A 16836-nucleotide genomic window follows, 5' to 3' on the forward strand; every position below is an offset into this window, starting at 1 on the left:
ATGACCGCGACCGCCAAAATCCTGCTGCTGGGCTCGGGCGAGCTGGGCCGGGAATTCGTCATCTCCGCCAAGCGCTACGGCGCCCACGTCGTGGCCTGCGACGCCTACGCCGGCGCGCCGGCCATGCAGGTGGCCGACGAGTTCGAGGTGTTCTCCATGCTGGACGGGGAGGCGCTGAAGGCCGCCATCCTGCGCCACAAGCCGGACTATATCGTGCCGGAGGTGGAGGCCATCCGCACCGAGGTGCTGCAGGAGATGGAGGCCGCCGGCCACACCGTGGTCCCCAGCGCCCGCGCCACCTACATGACCATGAACCGCGACCGCATCCGTGAGGTCGCGGCCACGGAGCTGGGCCTGCGCACCTCGCGCTACCGCTACGCCGAAAGCCTGGAGGAGGTTCAGGCGGCGGCGGCGCACACCGGCCTGCCCTGCGTGATCAAGCCGGTGATGTCCTCCTCCGGCAAGGGGCAGAGCACGGTGCGCACGGCGGAGGAACTGGAAACCGCCTGGACCTACGCCGTGGCCAACATGCGCGGCGACCGCCGCAAGGTCATCGTCGAGGAGTTCATCGCCTTCGACTATGAGATCACCCTGCTGACCGTGCGCACGCGCGACGGCGTGGTGTTCTGCGAGCCCATTGGCCATCGTCAGGAGCGCGGCGACTACCAGGAATCCTGGCAGCCCGTGCCCATGGACGCCCAAGCGCTGGAAACCGCCCGCGACATGGCGCGCAAGGTGGTGGACAATCTGGGCGGCTATGGCCTGTTCGGGGTGGAGTTCTTCGTGGCCGGCGACGACGTCGTGTTCAGCGAGCTGTCGCCCCGCCCGCACGACACCGGCATGGTGACGCTGATGTCGCAGAACCTGTCGGAGTTCGACCTGCACGCCCGCGCCATCCTGGGCCTGCCCATCCCGCGCATCACCCTGCGCGGGCCCACCGCCAGCGCCGTCATCCTGGCCAGCCAGGACTCCACCCACTTCGGCGTGGAAGGCCTGGCCGACGCCCTGGCGCTGGGCACGGCCGAGCATGACGTGGAGGTGCGCATCTTCAACAAGCCCACCACCCGGCCCTATCGCCGCATGGGCGTGGCCCTGGCCGAAGGCGCCACCGCCGATGAGGCCCGCGCCCTGGCCAAGCGGGCGGCCGACAAAGTGTGGCTGAGCTACCGCGACTGAAGAAACGGGGCCGAGGGACTGGCACTTGTGCCAATTGGCAGTCAGCACTATATTGACTGTCAATTGGCATGAAGGAGTTCGCCATGGCCCAGGCCCTGCCGGCCAGTGCGCCCGATACCGCTATCCCCGGCGCCGTCACCCAGGCGGAGGGGGCGGCCATGCTGCGGGCCGCCTTCAACCTGTTCCGCCTGTGGGGGGTGGATGACGGCCAGGCCCGCGTGCTGTTGGGCCAGCCCAGCCCGTCCACCTTCTATCGCTGGAAACGGGGCGACATCGGCAGCCTGCCGCCCGACCTGCTGTGGCGCCTGGGCGACCTGATGGGCATCCACAAGGCCCTGCGCTATCTGTTCATGGAGCCGGAGCGCGCCTATGCCTGGGTGGCCAAGCCCAACGCCGCCTTCAACGGCCAATCGGCGCTGCAGCGCATGCTGGCCGGCGCGCCAGCGGACCTGACCGCCGTTCGCAATTATCTGGACGCGGAGCGCGGCGGGTGGTGACGGCGGCCCTGCCCCCCACCACCGCCCTGGATTGGCGTCCAGCCTACCGCATCGTCCGCACCATCTACCCGCCCGTCTGGCTGTTCGAGGACATCGCCGACCCGGCGGACTGGGACCTGATCGCCAGCGCGGAGGCCAAGACCAATCCGCGCGTGCGGGATGAGGTGGGCGACCTGTCGCTGGTGCCCCGGGACCGCCGCCTGTCGGGACCCGGCGCCAGCCTGGCCATGGGCGCCTTCACCCACACCTCCACCGACCGGCCCAGCCGCTTTTCCGACGGCGCCTTTGGCGTGTGGTACTGCGGCGACCAGTTCGAGGTGGCGCTGATGGAAACCGTCCATCATTACGGCCGCTTCATGCGCATGACGAACGAGCCGGCCGCCGATGCCCAGTTCCGCGAGCTGACGGCCCGGGTGGCCGGCACCTTCCATGATGTGCGCGGCGAGGCCTTCCGGGACTGCCTGGCGCCGGACGATTGGGCGTCGGGCCAAGCGCTGGGCAAGCGGCTGAAGGCCCAAGGCAGCGACGGCGTGCTGTACCCCAGCGTGCGCTGGCCCCAGGGCCTGGCCGCGGCCCTTTATTACCCCGACCTGATCACCCCGCCCATCCTGCAGGCCCGCACCCTGCGCTATCACTGGGATGGCCGGGCCGTGACCCGCTACATCGTCATCGGCGAGGACGAGTGGCGGGCGATGCCGGAGCCCTGAAAAGCAACGGCCGCGCCCCGGGTGGGAGCGCGGCCGTGAACCATACCGACGGGGATCGCTGGATCAGCGCTCCACGAAGGCCTTTTCGATGACGTAGTGGCCGGGCTCGTTGGAGCTACCTTCGCGCATGCCGGCTTCCTCGCACAGGTCCTGCAGGTCCTTCAGCACACCGGGGCCACCGCAGATCATGACACGGTCCTGGGCCGGATCGAACGGCTTCTCGCCGATGTCAGCGAAGAACTTGCCGTTTTTGATCAGGTCGGTCAGGCGGCCTTCGGTGCGGAAGGGTTCCCGCGTCACCGTGGGGTAGTAGACCAGCTTGTCGCGCAGCATCTCGCCAATGAACTCGTCATTCGGCAGGTGCTTGGTGATGTCGTCGTAGTAGGCCAGCTCGGCCACGCGGCGCACGGTGTGGGTGACCACCACCTTCTCGAAGCGCTCGTAGACGTCCGGGTCCTTCATCAGGCTCATGAACGGAGCGAGGCCCGTGCCGGAGCCCAGCATGTACAGGGTGCGGCCGGGCAGCAGGTTGTCCAGCAGCAGGGTGCCGGTGGCCTTGCGGCCGTACAGCACCTCATCCCCCTCCTGGATGTGTTGCAGGCGGGAGGTCAGCGGGCCGTTCGGCACCTTGATGCTGAAGAATTCCAGATGCTCTTCATAATTGGTGCTGGCCATGGAATAGGCGCGCATCAGCGGACGGCCGTCCACCTGCAGGCCCACCATGGTGAATTCGCCGTTGCGAAAGCGGAAGGACGGGTCGCGGGTCAGCCGGAAGCTGAACAGGTTGTCCGTCCAATGATGGACATGCGTGACCTTGCCGGACAGAAACGCGCTCATCCTCGCTATACCCTCTTCCTGACTCACCGGAAAACATCGCTTCAAGCCGGGGAGAATGGCGGTTCCCCGCCCTTCCGCAAATGCGAAAATACACTGCCCTGGATCGCTGCGACTGCATATCTGGTCGAATGGTGTGGTATTACAAGGCGATTCTGGAAAATTATCCCCTTCCCCACCACATTGTGTGATCAACCAAAGGATGAGAGTAATTTCCGTTAAATTGCCTATCCTTTCGGGCCACCTCCTTCGTTTGGGGGTTGTTTGCTTTTTGTTTACGGACTGGTGCGCAGAATGACCGCCTTGATCCGTGGGGAGAGGACATGGCCGTGGATACCCTTCATTTTACCCAGGCGCGCGTTGATGCGGGCCCGTTGATCGCCGACATCGCTGCGGAGGTCGGCCGTCTGAGCGTGGACATCGCCGACGTCGTAGGCAGCATTCACCAAGTGGAAAAGGCGATAGACGGCCAGACCGCCGAATTGGCCGGGATACAGGCGGCGTCACGCGACATCGTCAGCAGCAACCGCAGCATCGCCGGCATGGCGCAAGCGACCCAGGGGGTCGCCGCTGGCGCCCGGCGGGATGTCGACGCCTCGACGGAGGAAATCCGCCAGTCCCTGGCCGCCATTGGCGACCTGGTCAAAGCGGTGAACGCCAGCGCGGATGAGTTGAGCGGGCTGGAAAAGGCCATGAAACGGGTGGCCCGCGTCTCCAGCGACATCAACCGCATCGCCGCCCAGACCAACCTGCTGGCCCTGAACGCCACCATCGAGGCCGCCCGCGCGGGCGAGGCCGGCCGCGGCTTCTCCGTCGTCGCCACCGAGGTGAAGGCCCTGGCCCGCCAGACGGCGGAGTCCACGGCGGAGATCGACGCCACCCTGAAGGCCCTGACGGAGCAGGTGCGGCGCCTGACCGCCCGCATGGCGACTGGATCGGAACAGGCGGAGCGTGTGGGCCGCAGTACCGCCACCATCGGCCGCGCGGTGGAGACGGTGGGCGCCGCCGTCGCCCAAGTGGAGGAAAACGCCACCGCCATCGCCAATGCCACCGGCGATATCGCCGAGCGCTGCGGCGGCTTCCATTCAACGGTGGATGCCCTGCACCGAGACGCGGAACTGTCCAGCAAGGCGCTGAAGGAGGGCACCGCTCACCTGGACCGCACCCTGAGCCGGGCGGAAGCCATCATGATGCTGACCGCCACCTCCGGCTACACGACCGAGGATACGCCCTTCATCGACAAGGCCCGCGAGGTCGCGGCGAAGATTTCCGAGCGCATGGAGCAGGCCCTGGCAAACGGCGAACTGACCCTGGACGACCTGTTCGACAAAGACCTGAAGCCCATCGCGGGGACCAACCCGCAGCAGTACATGACCCGTTACATCCCCTTCCTGGACAAGGCGGTGACGCCGCTGCACGATCCCGTCATGTCCATGGACCCACGCATGATCTTCTGCGCGCCCACGGACCATAACCGCCTGATCCCCTGCCACAATCCGGAATTCAGCAAGCCGCATGGCCCCGATCCGGTATGGAACGCCACCTATGGGCGCAACCGCCGTATCTACCCCGACAAGAGCGCCGCGGCGGCCAGCAGCAACACGGCCCCCTTCCTGCTGCAGACCTATCGCCGCGACATGGGCGGCGGCGTCTATGCCCTGATGAAGGACGCCTCCGCCCCCATCTGGGTGCGCGGCCGCCTGTGGGGGGGACTACGGGTCTGTTACCGCGCTTGATTGAGGTGACCTCGTCCCTTTTCGCCGGGCTGCAACACCAGCGTCACAAGACTGGCATACGCTGGGGTTAGCATCCGGTTAAATGTGCCGCGCCAGGGGGCGGGCGGCACAGGGCCACGGTTCCTGACCCTGGGGCGATGGAGGCCCCCGGCGCGGGAAAGCCGTCGGCCAGAGGGGCCAGAGGGGGAATGAAGCGACATGGCGACAGTCTATCGGGTTCTGTTCTTGTGCCAGTTCAACTCCGCCCGCAGCATCATGGCCGAGGCGCTCATGCGTCATTGGGGCGGTGACCGGTTCGTGGTGTTCAGCGCGGGGTCCGACCCGCTGCCGGAATGCAACCCTATCGCCCTGGACCTGCTGACCAAGGCCCGCATTTCCACCGACGGCCTGCACCCCAAGTCCTGGAACCAGTTCGCCGGCCCGGATGTGGCGCCCATGGACTTCATTTTCCACACCTGTGACGCCAGCGCCGGCGCCACGGCACCCGCCTGGCCGGGCCATCCGATGATCGCCCACTGGGGGTTCCCGGACCCGCAGGGCTTCAAGGGGTCCGAGGTGGAACAGCGCGCCTTGTTCAACCTGCTGTTCGGCATGATTGAGCGGCGGGTGCGCATCTTCTGTTCCCTGCCGGAACAGCGCCTGGCCCGGCTGACGGCCGAGACGCTGGCCGCGATGCATAATAGTGAGGAGGGCTGGGCGGCGGCGGGCTGACCCCTGCCCGGCCAAGCCGCAACCCCAGGATCCGATGATGCCGCCTGACAGCCCGATGCGGGATGAACCCGCGCCCGAGCCAAGCCGTGCCGGCACGGAACGCCGCCTGAGCGTCCTGTTCGTGGGCCGGGTGAACGCCGGCCGCAGCCTGATGGCGGAAGCGCTGCTGCGCCACCATGCTGGTCATCGCTTCGACGCCCACAGCGCCGGCCTGACCCCCGTCGACCATATGAACCCCTTCGTCCTGGACCGCCTGCGGGCGGAGGGCGTGGCAACCGACGACCTAAGCCCCAAGCCGCTGGACAGATATATGGCGCCCGAGGCGCCGCCGGTGGACATCGTCATCACCGTCAGCGAACTGGCGGCCACCGGCATGGCCGGCGCTTGGCCGGGCCAGCCGGTGACCGCCCATTGGGCCCTGCCGGATCCCGATCCCAGCCTGGACCCCGGCGTCGCCGCCGACCCCGAGGCGGTGGTGGACGCGGTTTTCCAAGACCTGCGCCGACGGATCGACCTGCTGGCCGTTCTGCCCGCGCATTGCCTGCTGGCGCTCAGCCACTGGGATGAGGAGTCCGACGAAGGCCTGCGCAGCGCCGGCTGACGGTGGTACGGCGCGGGCTGGATAATTGGATCACGGCGGGACAAAAGCCCACAACAGGCCGGATCATTCGGCCAGCCGGAGCAATCCTTGCATTTTTTCCGGATTCCCTGAAAAGCCCCGGCCGGTTGTGACACCGCTCACTGGCAGTATCGACAGCCCTGCCCATAGTCCGCGCAATAATGAGGGCCCATGGGATCGGAGGGATCGGGTGCGGGGGCATCGGATCGCCGGGGACAGGCCATCGTTTACGAAAGCGCACCGCTGCCGGCTGTCGCCGCCCGCCCCAGGGTTTCCGGGGTTTGGTGGTCTGGAAGGACCTTAAAGGAATGGTCCTTCGCATCCGGCGGCCGACCATCGCCCGGGCCACCCGCGGCGACGTGTTGACGCGTGCGGCTTCGACACCGACACCAACGCCCAGCCGGCGGGAGCATGCCCGCCGGTGACGGGAATATTTGCGCCGAGCGAGACCGAGACCATGGAATCCCAATCGACCGTGACCACCGTGCCGAAACCGGACGCGCCGATGACCGGCCTGTCCCGCCCGGAATACCGGGGCCAGGGCGGACAGCAGCGGCCGCCGCGCATCGCCCTGTTCATGATCCTGACGGTGATTGTCCTGGCCATCATCGGCGGCCTGTTCGTGTACTTTGACCGCAGCGTCAGGCCCGCGATGATCGGCCAAATCCTGAAAAAGATGACGCCGCCGCCGCCGCCGGTCGCCACCGCCGTGGCCAAGGCGGAGGATGTGCCGCAACTGCTGCCCGCCGTGGGCACGCTGCAGGCCGTCCACCAGGTCACCGTGACGCCGGAGGTCGGCGGGTCGGTGACCAAGATCCTGTTCCAGTCGGGTGCCACCGTGACCGCCGGCACGCCCCTGCTGCAGCTGAACGACAAGCCGCAGCAGGGCGACCTGGCCAACTACAAGGCCCAGGCCAAGGTGGCAGAGTTGGACTTGGCCCGCTATCGCGCCCTGGTGGCCAAGCAGGCGACCTCGCAGCAGACGGTGGACCAGCAGGTGGCCGTGCTGGCCCAGGCCAACGCCAACATCGCCAAGACCGACGCCCTGATCGCCCAACTGCTGGTGCGGGCGCCGTTCGACGGCGTGCTGGGCGTGCGCCAGGTGGACGTGGGCCAGTACGTCAAGGCCGGCGACGCCGTCGTCACCTTGACCGCTCTGGATGAACTGTACGTCAACTTCACCCTGGCGGAGGGCGAGCGCGGCCGCGTGGCGGTGGGCCAGACGGTGCGCGTCACCGTGGACGCCTACCCCGGCCGCGTGTTCCAGGGCACCGTCACCGCCATCGATCCGCAGATCAGCAGCGACACGCGCACCGTGAAGCTGCAAGCCACCATCCCCAACAAGGACCACGCCCTGCAGCCCGGCATGTTCGGCAACGTCACCGTCGTGCTGCCGGTCACTCCCAACCAGGTCACCTTGCCGGAGACGGCGGTGGACTACTCGCTGTACGGCAACAGCGTCTATGTGGTCCGCCCCACGGTGGACAAGGACGGCAAGCCCGTGAACGGCGAGGATGGCAAGCAGGCCCTGCACGTCGACCGCGTCTTCGTGAAGACCGGCGACCGCGCCGACGGCAAGGTCGTGGTGCTGAGCGGGGTTAAGCCGGGCGACCGCGTCGTGGCCGTGGGCCAGAACAAGCTGCAGAACGGCGCCCCGGTGACCCTGTCGGACCAAGGGGCCCCGCCGGCCCCGGCCGAAACACCGCGCCCCTGATACCCCGCCCCTGACACACCGCCGTTGACCTGTAAATCGGGACCGGCCGCGCCTCAACTGACGCGCGGCCGGTTCCAGGGGACACCCCGACCATGAAATTCACCGATCTTTTCATCAAACGGCCGGTGCTGGCCCTGGTGGTCAGCCTGCTGATCCTGCTGGTGGGTCTGCGGTCGATGTCGACCCTGCCCATCCGGCAGTATCCCAAGCTGTCGTCCACCACCATCAGCATCACCACCGTCTATCCAGGCGCCACGGCCGACCTGATGCAGGGGTTCATCACCACCCCCATCGAGCAGGCGGTGGCCAGCGCCGACGGCATCGACTACATGACCAGCAGTTCCGTGCAGGGGCAGAGCACGGTCACGGTCTACGTCAAGCTGAACTACGACCCCAGCCAGGCCATGACCGACGTCATCGCCAAGGTGCAGCAGGTCAAGTACCTGATCCCGAAAGAGGCGAACGACCCGGTCATCACCAAGTCCACGGGCGACACCACGGCGGTGATGTACCTGAGCTTCGCGTCCAAGGAACTGCAGGGCTCCGCCATCTCCGACTACCTCACCCGCGTGGTGCAGCCGCTGATCGCCACGGTCGATGGCGTCGCGTCGGCCGACATCCTGGGCGGCCAGACCTTCGCCATGCGCCTGTGGCTGGACCCCAACCGCATGGCGGCGCGCGGGGTTTCGGCCGACGACGTGGCCAATGCCCTGCGCAACAACAACGTGCAGTCGGCGCCGGGCCAGGTGAAGGGCCTGTTCACGGTGTCCAACGTCACCGCCGACACCGACCTGACCAGCGTGGAGGATTTCCGCCGCATGGTGGTGAAGGCCTCGGGCGGGGCCGTGGTGCGGCTGGAGGACGTGGCCTCCATCTCGCTGGGCGCGCAGAACACCAACAGCGCCGTCATGTTCAGCGGCCTGAACGCCGTGTTCATCGGCGTGCAGGTGACGCCCACGGGCAACCCGCTGCAGATGGTGCAGAACGTGCGCGAGAAGATCCTGCCGGAGATTCAGCGCAACCTGCCGCCCGCCATCGAGATGAAGGTGGCCTACGACGCCACCAACTTCATCAACGCCTCGATCAGCGAGGTGGAGCACACGCTGATCGAGGCCATCGGCATCGTCATCGTCATCATCTTCCTGTTCTTGGGCTCGTTGCGGTCGGTGCTGATCCCCGTGGTCACCATCCCGCTGTCGCTGATCGGCGCCTTCAGCCTGATGCTGGCGGCGGGGTTCAGCCTGAACCTGCTGACCCTGCTGGCCATGGTGCTGGCCATCGGCCTGGTGGTCGACGACGCCATCGTGGTGGTGGAGAACGTCTACCGCCATCTGGAGGAGGGCAAGACGCCGGTGCAGGCGGCCCTGGTTGGCGCCCGCGAGATCGCGGGTCCCGTCATCGCCATGACCATCACCCTGGCGGCGGTCTATGCCCCCATTGGCCTGCTGGGCGGCGTTACCGGCGCCCTGTTCCGCGAATTCGCCTTCACCCTGGCGGGGGCCGTGATCATTTCCGGCGTGGTGGCGCTGACCCTGTCGCCCATGATGGCGTCGGTGCTGCTGCCCAAGGGCGGTGACCACACCGCCTTCTCGCGCTTCGTCGACCGCGCCTTCAACGGGCTGGCCAACTTCTACGAACGCCGGCTGACCCGGGCGCTGGACTATCGCCCCGTCATCCTGCTGTTCGCCGTGGTCGTGCTGGCCAGCATCCCCTACCTCTACCTGCACGGCCGGTCGGAACTGGCCCCGGAAGAGGACCAGGGCATCCTGTTCAGCATGTTCAAGGGCCCGCAATACGCCAACATCGACTATACCCAGCACTACGCCCAGCAGCTGGACGCCGCCGGCGGCACCCTGCCCGAGGGGCGGGAACGCTTCCTGATCAGCGGCACCTCCGGCACCAGCCAGGGCATCGCCGGCGTGCTGCTGAAGCCGTGGGGGGAGCGGGACCGCCCCATCCAGGAATCACTGGCGGCGCTGCAGGCGGCGTTCAACCAGGTGCCCGGCGAGAAGGCCCTGGTGTTCAACCTGCCGCCCCTGCCCGGCACCACCGGCGGCCTGCCGGTGCAGATGGTGCTGAACGGCACCCAGGGCTTCCCCGCCATCTATGAGGCGATGGAGAAGATCAAGGCCGCCGCCGTCGCCAGCCACAAGTTCCTGGTGGTGGACAGCGACCTTGATTACAACACGCCGGTGGTACGCATCCACATCGACCGGGCCAAGGCCAACGAGATGGGCGTCACCATGGCCAGCATCGGCGACACCCTGGCCCTGATGGTGGGTGAGAACTACGTCAACCGCTTCAACCTGCAGGGCCGGTCGTACGAGGTCATCCCCCAGGTGCCGCGCATCGACCGCCTGACGCCGGACAAACTGAGGCGCTTCTACGTCACCTCCGTCACCGGCGACCAGGTGCCGTTGTCCACCTTCCTGCGCCTGGAAGAGGGCACGGACCCCAACGCCCTGACCCACTACAACCAGATGAACTCCGCCACCTTCCAGGCCGTGCCCATGCCGGGCGTGTCCATGGGCGAGGCGGTGGCCTTCCTGGAGGACCAGGTGAAGCAGCTGCCGGCGGGCTTCAGCCACAGCTACCTCAGCCAGACCCGCCAGTTCGTGGAGGAAGGCAACCAGCTGGCCATGACCTTCGGCTTCGCGCTGATCGTCATCTTCCTGGTGCTGGCCGCGCAGTTCGAAAGCCTGCGCGACCCGCTGGTCATCCTGGTCAGCGTGCCCATGTCCATCTGCGGCGCGCTGATCCCGCTGTTCATCGGCATCACCTCGATCAACATCTATACCCAGGTGGGTCTGGTGACGCTGATCGGCCTGATCTCCAAGCACGGCATCCTGCTGGTGGAATTCGCCAACGAGATGCAGGTGAAGGAAGGACTGGCCCGACGGGAGGCCATCCTGCATGCCGCCCGGGTGCGCCTGCGCCCCATCCTGATGACCACCGCCGCCATGGTGGTGGGCCTGCTGCCCCTGCTGATCGCGTCCGGCGCCGGGGCGGCCAGCCGCTTCTCCATCGGCCTCGTGGTGGTGACCGGCATGTCCATCGGCACGCTGTTCACCCTGTTCGTCCTGCCGGCGGTCTACACCCTGCTGGCCAAGGACCACAAGGCGGCCGCCAGCTCACGGCGCCTGCGGGAGATCGCCGAGGTGGCCTGACGGCGCTTCAGGAGTGTTGAGTATGGAAACGGCCGGGGGCATTCCCCGGCCGTTTTCTTTTGGCGCCGCCCCACCATCCTGGCCAAACGGCCGACCCCTTTCGCACCGGGGTGGTCGCGTTGACACGAGAACAAAAGAGGAACAATATGGTTCGTGGGGGACCGGCGCGCCGTGCTGGCCGGCGGCCCCGTCGCGGGAGCCACCCGCACGCGCCAGCACCCGGAAAATCCTTAAGTGTGGTATCGGCGGAGGGCTGCCGTGGTGCGCGTGTTCATATCCTATTCCCATGTCGACGAGGCATTGCGCGACCGGCTGGAGGTGCATCTGGCGCCGCTGAAGCGCCAGGGCGTGGCGGTCTGGCATGACCGGCGCCTGTTGGCCGGCGACGCGCTGGAGGACGGCATCGGCACCGCCCTGGCTGAGGCAGATGTGGTGCTGCTGCTGGTCAGTCCAGACTTCCTGGCATCCCCCGCCTGCCATGACGGGGAGATGCAGCACGCGGTCGACCGCCACCGGGCGGGACGGGCGCGTGTGATCCCCGTCATCCTGCGGGCCTGCGACTGGCTGTCCACGCCCTTGCGTCACCTGCTGGCGGTGCCGCGCGACGGGCGGCCCGTCACGCTGTGGCCGGACCAGGACCAGGCCCTGCACGAGGTCGCGCTGGCCATCCGCCGGGCCGTGCTGGAACGCACCCCTCTGGCCAGTTGAGACAGCGACGGCACGCTCAGTCGCGACCGGCGGCCCCCCCCATCACCACCACGGGCGTCCAGCCCCGCGGGCGGTCGCCGGCCAGGCGCATGGAGGGCACCCCATCGCCGGCGCGATCCAAATCGACAATTTCTCGCAATCTGCGAGCCAAAATGGGATCGCCCGCGGCGTCCAGCTCATCGGCCGCACGCTCCAGTTTGCGGCGGATTTCCTCGGCATCATAGTGGATGATGTTTTCCATAACGGCACCTGTGACACTCAATACATATGCCGTTAACGCAAGATACGTGCCGAACCGGTCCCACCCTGGAATGCAGCATCAAGCCGACTGTCGCGCTCCGCATCCGAACGTGGTAGGCAGGAGTTATCCGCGAACGCTTCCAAGATCTTGCCGCAGGAAATCCCTTACGATGTCCCCCGTCCTGGTCACCGGCAGCGCCGGGTTCATCGGCAACCATGTGGCCTTGGCCTTGCTGCGGGAGGGCGTGCCGGTGGTGGGGCTGGACAACCTGACCCCCTACTATGACGTGGCCCTGAAACAGGCGCGGCTGGATCGCCTGCGGTCCTTTCCCGGCTTTACCGAAGCGCGCATCGACCTGGCCGACCGCGCCGCGGTGGCGGCGCTGTTCGGCACCCACCGCTTCACCCGGGTGGTGCACTTGGCGGCGCAGGCGGGTGTGCGCTACAGCCTGGACCACCCGGCGGCCTATGTGGACAGCAATCTGGTAGGCTTCGCCAACATCCTGGAAGGATGCCGCGCCGGGGCCGTGGGCCATCTGGTCTACGCGTCCACCAGTTCTGCCTACGGGGCCAGCACCGCCATGCCCTTCAGCCCGCATGGCGGGGCCGACCACCCCATGACGCTCTATGCCGCCACCAAGCGCGCCAATGAGTTGATGGCCCATTCCTACAGCCACCTGTTCCACATTCCCGTCACCGGCCTCAGGCTTTTCACCGTCTACGGTCCCTGGGGCCGGCCCGACATGGCGCTGTACAAATTCGCCCAAGCCATCATGGAGGGTCGGCCCATCGAGGTGTATGGCGAGGGGCGCATGCGGCGCGACTTCACCTACATCGACGATGTGGTGTCCGCCATCCTGGCCCTGCTGGACCGCACGCCCACGGTCGACACCGCCTGGGACGCCGCCAAGCCCGACCCGGCCAGCAGCGGCGTGGCGCCCTATCGCCTCTATAATGTCGGCAGCGACCGGCCGGTGGACCTGATGCGCTATGTCCGCCTGCTGGAGGAGAAGCTGGGCATGACGGCGGACATCCGCCTGCTACCCATCCAGCCGGGCGACGTGCCCGCCACCTGGGCCGACATCGACGACCTGGCGCGCGATATCGGCTACGCCCCCGCCACATCGGTCGAGGAGGGCGTGGGCCGGTTCGTGGAGTGGTTCCGCGCCTATCACGCGGCCCAACAGCCAGTGTGACGGGCCGTCAGGCGACCTCGACCGGGTCCAGCACCATGGCCGTGCGCTCGGCCACATCGTTGATCTTGGACAGGTAATTCTGGAAGTGGGTCGTGGCGCGGTGCGCGGCGATGGCGGCGTTGTCCACGTACAGTTCGTCCAGCACGAAACGGTTGGGGTCGGCCTGATCCTGCCAGATGTCCCAGCGCAGGTTGCCGGGCTCGCCGCGCGATGGCGCCACCATGCCGGCCAGCAGGGCCTTCAGCTCATCCAGCTTGCCCGGCCGGGCGATCAGGACGGCCGTGATCTTCACGGGATGGGTCATGGACTTGTTCCTTTCCAAAAGGGTTGGGGATAGGGGGGAAGGTCAGTCGGCATGGGCCACCGTCGCCTTCCACGACAGATAGGACAGGATGGTCCATAGCCGCCCCGCGTGATCATGCCGGCCGGACAGATGCTGCCGCCAGAGGGCCAAGGCCACCGGGCCCTGAATCAGGCCGTCGCCGGCGGCGCCTTCGATCAGCCCGGCCGCCCAGTCGCGCAAGGGGCCGCGCAGCCAAGTGCCCAGGGGTGCGCCGAAGCCGGTCTTGGGGGCGGCCACGACGCCTGAGGGGGGCCCCGACGGGATACGGTCCGCCAGCAGGCGGCGCAGCATCCACTTGCCCCGCCCATCGCGCAGGCGCTGGTTCAGCGGCAGGCGCAGGCCCCATTCCACCACGCGCGGGTCCAGCAAGGGGGCCCGCGCCTCCAGTCCCGCGGCCATGCTGGCGCGGTCAATCTTGACCAGCACGCCGTCGGGCAGGTAGCGGGCCAGGTCGCGCAACTGCAGGCGCAGGGCGGGGTCGCCACCGTCGGGCAGGACCAAGGTTGGGTTGGAAGACGCGACGCCAGGGCGCAGCAGGATGTCGGCCTTCATGCCCAGCATGGCGATATAGGCCGCCTCCTCGTCCACCGCCGCCACGGCGGCCAGGAACTTGCCCACCTTGTCGGCTGGCTGGCGCAGGTGCGGCCTCAGCAGATGGGCGGCACCGTCGATCCAGGCGTCGGGCAACGCCGCATCCAGGCGCGCCAGCCCCTGGCGCAGCCAGCGCGGCCGCTGGCGCCAGCGGGCGACGGCCCCCGCCCACAAATGCCGGGAATAGCCGCCAAAAGCCTCGTCCCCACCGTCACCCGACAGCGCCACCGTCACCTGCCGGCGCGCCAGGCGGCACAGCAGGGCGGTGGGAATGGCGGAGATGTCGGCGAACGGCTCGTCATACATGCCGGCCAGATGGGGCACCAGGTCCACCGCGTCGGCGGCGGTCACGCGCAGGGTGGTGTGATCGGTGCCCAGGGCCCGGGCCGTGGCCTCGGCGGCGGCGGACTCGTCGAACACCGCCTCCTCGAACCCGATGGTGAAGCTGCGGATGGGCGTGGCGCTCTGTTCCTGCATCAGGGCCGCCACCAGGGCGCTGTCGATACCACCGGACAGGAAGACACCCAGCGGCACGTCCGAGACCATGCGCCGGCGCACGGCGTCGGCCAGAAGGTCGCCCGTCCGGCGCAGGGCTTCGGAATCCGGCAGCGCCAACGGCTCGGCCAAGGCCTGACGGCCAGCCTCCGCCACGGACCAATAGGCGCGCGTCTCGGACGCGCCCTCCGCCGACAGGGTCATGCAGGTGCCGGGGGGCAGTTGCCGGATGCCGGTGAAGGCGGTTCGCGGCGCGGGAATGAAGCCATGGCGGAAATAACCAGCCAGCGCCGCCTCGTCCGGCACGGCGCGATAGCCCAGTTCGGCGCGGATGGCCTTGAGTTCGGAGGCGAACAGCAACACACCGTTGGCCAGCGACCAGTACAGCGGCTTTTCCCCCAGGCGGTCGCGCACCAGCATCAGCCGGCGCTCCGCCGCCAGCCAGATGGCCAGGCCGAACATGCCGTTGCAGGCGGCCAGCGCCCGGTCGGCGCCCCAGCGGGCGATCGCCTCCACCAGCACCTCGGTGTCGGAATGGCTGCGGAAGAGCACGCCCTCGCCCAGCAATTGCCGGCGCAAATCCTGGTAGTTATAGATTTCGCCGTTGAAGGCGATGGTGACGCGCCCATCGGCGGAGCTCATGGGCTGGTGGCCCAGCGGGGACAGGTCGATGATGGCCAGGCGGCGGTTGGCCAGCGCCACACCGGCGGCGTCATCCTGCCAGACGCCCCGGTCGTCGGGCCCGCGATGGGCCAGGCGGTCGATCATCGCCCCAGCCTGGCGTGCCAGCCGGGCGCCATCCGCGCCGCCGAATACCCAAAGCCCCGCAATGCCGCACATCGTCCCGCCCCGTGGTTCCGGTTCCCCCGCCCGGGGGATGTTCAGGAATACAGGGCCTTACCGGTGACCCGCCAGCGAATTGCGCCGATGGCGGGCCTTAAGGCGTTATCCAGGCGCCTGGATCGACGGCGGTGTCACTCCATGAATATAACATTTTATAGATGTGATATTATCAATATCACATGTTGACTAGGTGTTTATGAGACAACATACTGTGCCATATCGTGATTTTGTGAGGGTGCCATGGCCGCCAGTTCCGCCCCGACGCCGACTGAGGATGACGCCGCCTTTTTCGTGCCGGACGATGTGCCGCCGGCGCTGGCCGAGCTATTGCGCGACATGGGGCCTACCCGCTTCCGCGATGTGCCGTTGGATATCTTGCGCACCGGCTATGTCGAAAGCCGCCGCCCGTTGGCACCGGAGCCGCCGGCCTTGGCCTCGGTCATGGACCAGATCATCGGCGGGCCGGGCGGCCCCCTGCGCGTGCGGGTGTACCGCGCCAGCTTCGGATGGCGTCCAGTGCCAGCGCTGCTGTTCCTGCATGGCGGTGGCTGGACCATCGGCAACCTGGAAAGCCACGACATCCTGTGCCGCCAGCTAGCGGCAGCGTCCGGTCATACCGTGGTGGCGGTGGATTATCGCCTGGCGCCGGAACACCCCTACCCCGCGGCGCTGGATGACGCCTGGGCCGCCCTGACCTGGCTGGCCGCCAGCGCCGAGCGGCTGGCCATAGACCCGCTGGCCATCGGCGTGGCCGGCGACAGCGCCGGCGGCAACCTGGCGGCCGTGCTGGCCCTGAAGGCCCGGGATGAGGGCGGGCCGCACCTGAAGACCCAGGTGCTGATCTATCCCTGCACCGATCTCACCGCCGACCGCCCGTCGCACCACCGTCGCGCCACCGGCTATCTCATGAGCCGGGAGCAGTATCTGTGGTATGTGGACAATTACACCGCTGGCGCCGACCGCCGCGACTGGCGCCTGTCGCCCCTGCTGGCCGAGAGCCTGGCCGGGCTGCCCCCGCCGTCATCCTCACCGCCGGCCTGGACGTGCTGCAGGATGAGGGGCGTGAGTATGCCGCCCGCCTGGCCGGCAGCGGCGTGCCGGTGCTGCACACGGTCTATCCCGACATGGTGCACGGCTTCATCACCCTGGGCGGACGCCTGCCCCAGGCGCACAAGGCCGTGAGCGACATCGCCAAGGGACTGGCTTCCTTCGATATTTACAATTTCATCGACGGCGCTGGGATTTGATACGCTGACCCC

14 protein-coding genes and 1 pseudogene are annotated in these 16836 nt (G+C 67.7%); 11 read left to right on the forward strand and 4 right to left on the reverse strand.

What is annotated here, in order from left to right; translation table 11 throughout:
* From purT to UCD39_RS11965, 3 genes are all read left to right on the forward strand, one after another.
* Complete coding sequence (purT, locus tag UCD39_RS11955) at window positions 1-1176, forward strand: formate-dependent phosphoribosylglycinamide formyltransferase (protein ID WP_330496239.1); 1176 nt, start codon at window positions 1-3, stop codon at window positions 1174-1176.
* An 83-nt stretch (window positions 1177-1259) separates the two neighbouring features.
* Complete coding sequence (locus UCD39_RS11960; RefSeq protein ID WP_330496240.1) at window positions 1260-1673, forward strand: MbcA/ParS/Xre antitoxin family protein; 414 nt, start codon at window positions 1260-1262, stop codon at window positions 1671-1673.
* On the forward strand, window positions 1667-2380 hold the full coding sequence (locus tag UCD39_RS11965) for an RES family NAD+ phosphorylase (protein WP_330496241.1): 714 nt from the start codon (window positions 1667-1669) through the stop codon (window positions 2378-2380). The genes UCD39_RS11960 and UCD39_RS11965 overlap by 7 nt, the downstream gene beginning before the upstream one ends.
* Window positions 2381-2443: 63 nt before the next feature.
* On the opposite strand, the gene UCD39_RS11970 is transcribed toward UCD39_RS11965, so the two are convergent.
* On the reverse strand, window positions 2444-3217 hold the full coding sequence (locus UCD39_RS11970; protein ID WP_145731689.1) for a ferredoxin--NADP reductase: 774 nt from the start codon (window positions 3215-3217) through the stop codon (window positions 2444-2446).
* A 320-nt stretch (window positions 3218-3537) separates the two neighbouring features.
* On the opposite strand from UCD39_RS11970, the gene UCD39_RS11975 reads away from it, so the two are divergent.
* The 6 genes from UCD39_RS11975 (at window position 3538) to UCD39_RS12000 (ending at window position 11869) form a co-directional block, all read left to right on the forward strand.
* The gene (locus UCD39_RS11975; RefSeq protein WP_330496242.1) at window positions 3538-4950 is read left to right on the forward strand and encodes a methyl-accepting chemotaxis protein; all 1413 of its coding nucleotides are present in this window, start codon (window positions 3538-3540) and stop codon (window positions 4948-4950) included.
* A 198-nt stretch (window positions 4951-5148) separates the two neighbouring features.
* Window positions 5149-5661 (forward strand): arsenate reductase ArsC, encoded by a 513-nt coding sequence (locus tag UCD39_RS11980; RefSeq protein WP_145731693.1) that lies wholly within the window; start codon window positions 5149-5151, stop codon window positions 5659-5661.
* Window positions 5662-5695: 34 nt separating this feature from the next.
* A complete protein-coding gene (locus UCD39_RS11985) occupies window positions 5696-6262 on the forward strand; it encodes an arsenate-mycothiol transferase ArsC (protein ID WP_330496243.1) in 567 nt (188 codons plus the stop codon).
* Between the two features lie 475 nt (window positions 6263-6737).
* Entirely contained in the window at window positions 6738-7994 is a 1257-nt protein-coding gene (locus UCD39_RS11990) for an efflux RND transporter periplasmic adaptor subunit (protein WP_330496244.1), read from the forward strand.
* Between the two features lie 92 nt (window positions 7995-8086).
* The gene (locus UCD39_RS11995) at window positions 8087-11161 is read left to right on the forward strand and encodes a multidrug efflux RND transporter permease subunit (protein ID WP_330496245.1); all 3075 of its coding nucleotides are present in this window, start codon (window positions 8087-8089) and stop codon (window positions 11159-11161) included.
* Window positions 11162-11419: 258 nt separating this feature from the next.
* On the forward strand, window positions 11420-11869 hold the full coding sequence (locus UCD39_RS12000) for a toll/interleukin-1 receptor domain-containing protein (RefSeq protein ID WP_322485969.1): 450 nt from the start codon (window positions 11420-11422) through the stop codon (window positions 11867-11869).
* Between the two features lie 16 nt (window positions 11870-11885).
* Here UCD39_RS12000 and UCD39_RS12005 read toward each other — a convergent pair whose 3' ends face one another.
* The gene (locus UCD39_RS12005; RefSeq protein ID WP_145731703.1) at window positions 11886-12110 is read right to left on the reverse strand and encodes a hypothetical protein; all 225 of its coding nucleotides are present in this window, start codon (window positions 12108-12110) and stop codon (window positions 11886-11888) included.
* Between the two features lie 169 nt (window positions 12111-12279).
* Here UCD39_RS12005 and UCD39_RS12010 point away from each other — a divergent pair, with 169 nt between their 5' ends.
* On the forward strand, window positions 12280-13305 hold the full coding sequence (locus UCD39_RS12010) for an NAD-dependent epimerase (RefSeq protein ID WP_330496246.1): 1026 nt from the start codon (window positions 12280-12282) through the stop codon (window positions 13303-13305).
* Window positions 13306-13312: 7 nt separating this feature from the next.
* Here UCD39_RS12010 and UCD39_RS12015 read toward each other — a convergent pair whose 3' ends face one another.
* Together UCD39_RS12015 and asnB are read right to left on the reverse strand one after the other, a co-directional pair.
* On the reverse strand, window positions 13313-13609 hold the full coding sequence (locus UCD39_RS12015) for a putative quinol monooxygenase (protein ID WP_145731707.1): 297 nt from the start codon (window positions 13607-13609) through the stop codon (window positions 13313-13315).
* Window positions 13610-13651: 42 nt separating this feature from the next.
* On the reverse strand, window positions 13652-15574 hold the full coding sequence (asnB, locus tag UCD39_RS12020) for an asparagine synthase (glutamine-hydrolyzing) (protein ID WP_330496247.1): 1923 nt from the start codon (window positions 15572-15574) through the stop codon (window positions 13652-13654).
* Window positions 15575-16018: 444 nt separating this feature from the next.
* Here asnB and UCD39_RS12025 point away from each other — a divergent pair.
* Window positions 16019-16824, forward strand: a pseudogene (locus tag UCD39_RS12025) (alpha/beta hydrolase).
* Window positions 16825-16836 lie beyond the last annotated feature (12 nt).

Origin of the sequence: Nitrospirillum karajorum (assembly GCF_036348415.1) — a bacterium.
Lineage (GTDB): Bacteria > Pseudomonadota > Alphaproteobacteria > Azospirillales > Azospirillaceae > Nitrospirillum > Nitrospirillum amazonense_B.

Bases quoted from the DNA above. Each gene is read 5' to 3' on its own strand.
- UCD39_RS11975 (WP_330496242.1), top strand. From the start codon at position 3,538: ATGGCCGTGGATACCCTTCATTTTACCCAGGCGCGCGTTGATGCGGGC.
- purT (WP_330496239.1), top strand. From the start codon at position 1: ATGACCGCGACCGCCAAAATCCTGCTGCTGGGCTCGGGCGAGCTGGGC.
- asnB (WP_330496247.1), bottom strand. From the start codon at position 15,574: ATGTGCGGCATTGCGGGGCTTTGGGTATTCGGCGGCGCGGATGGCGCC.
- UCD39_RS12015 (WP_145731707.1), bottom strand. From the start codon at position 13,609: ATGACCCATCCCGTGAAGATCACGGCCGTCCTGATCGCCCGGCCGGGC.
- UCD39_RS11985 (WP_330496243.1), top strand. From the start codon at position 5,696: ATGATGCCGCCTGACAGCCCGATGCGGGATGAACCCGCGCCCGAGCCA.
- UCD39_RS11990 (WP_330496244.1), top strand. From the start codon at position 6,738: ATGGAATCCCAATCGACCGTGACCACCGTGCCGAAACCGGACGCGCCG.
- UCD39_RS11995 (WP_330496245.1), top strand. From the start codon at position 8,087: ATGAAATTCACCGATCTTTTCATCAAACGGCCGGTGCTGGCCCTGGTG.
- UCD39_RS11970 (WP_145731689.1), bottom strand. From the start codon at position 3,217: ATGAGCGCGTTTCTGTCCGGCAAGGTCACGCATGTCCATCATTGGACG.
- UCD39_RS11980 (WP_145731693.1), top strand. From the start codon at position 5,149: ATGGCGACAGTCTATCGGGTTCTGTTCTTGTGCCAGTTCAACTCCGCC.
- UCD39_RS11960 (WP_330496240.1), top strand. From the start codon at position 1,260: ATGGCCCAGGCCCTGCCGGCCAGTGCGCCCGATACCGCTATCCCCGGC.
- UCD39_RS12005 (WP_145731703.1), bottom strand. From the start codon at position 12,110: ATGGAAAACATCATCCACTATGATGCCGAGGAAATCCGCCGCAAACTG.
- UCD39_RS12010 (WP_330496246.1), top strand. From the start codon at position 12,280: ATGTCCCCCGTCCTGGTCACCGGCAGCGCCGGGTTCATCGGCAACCAT.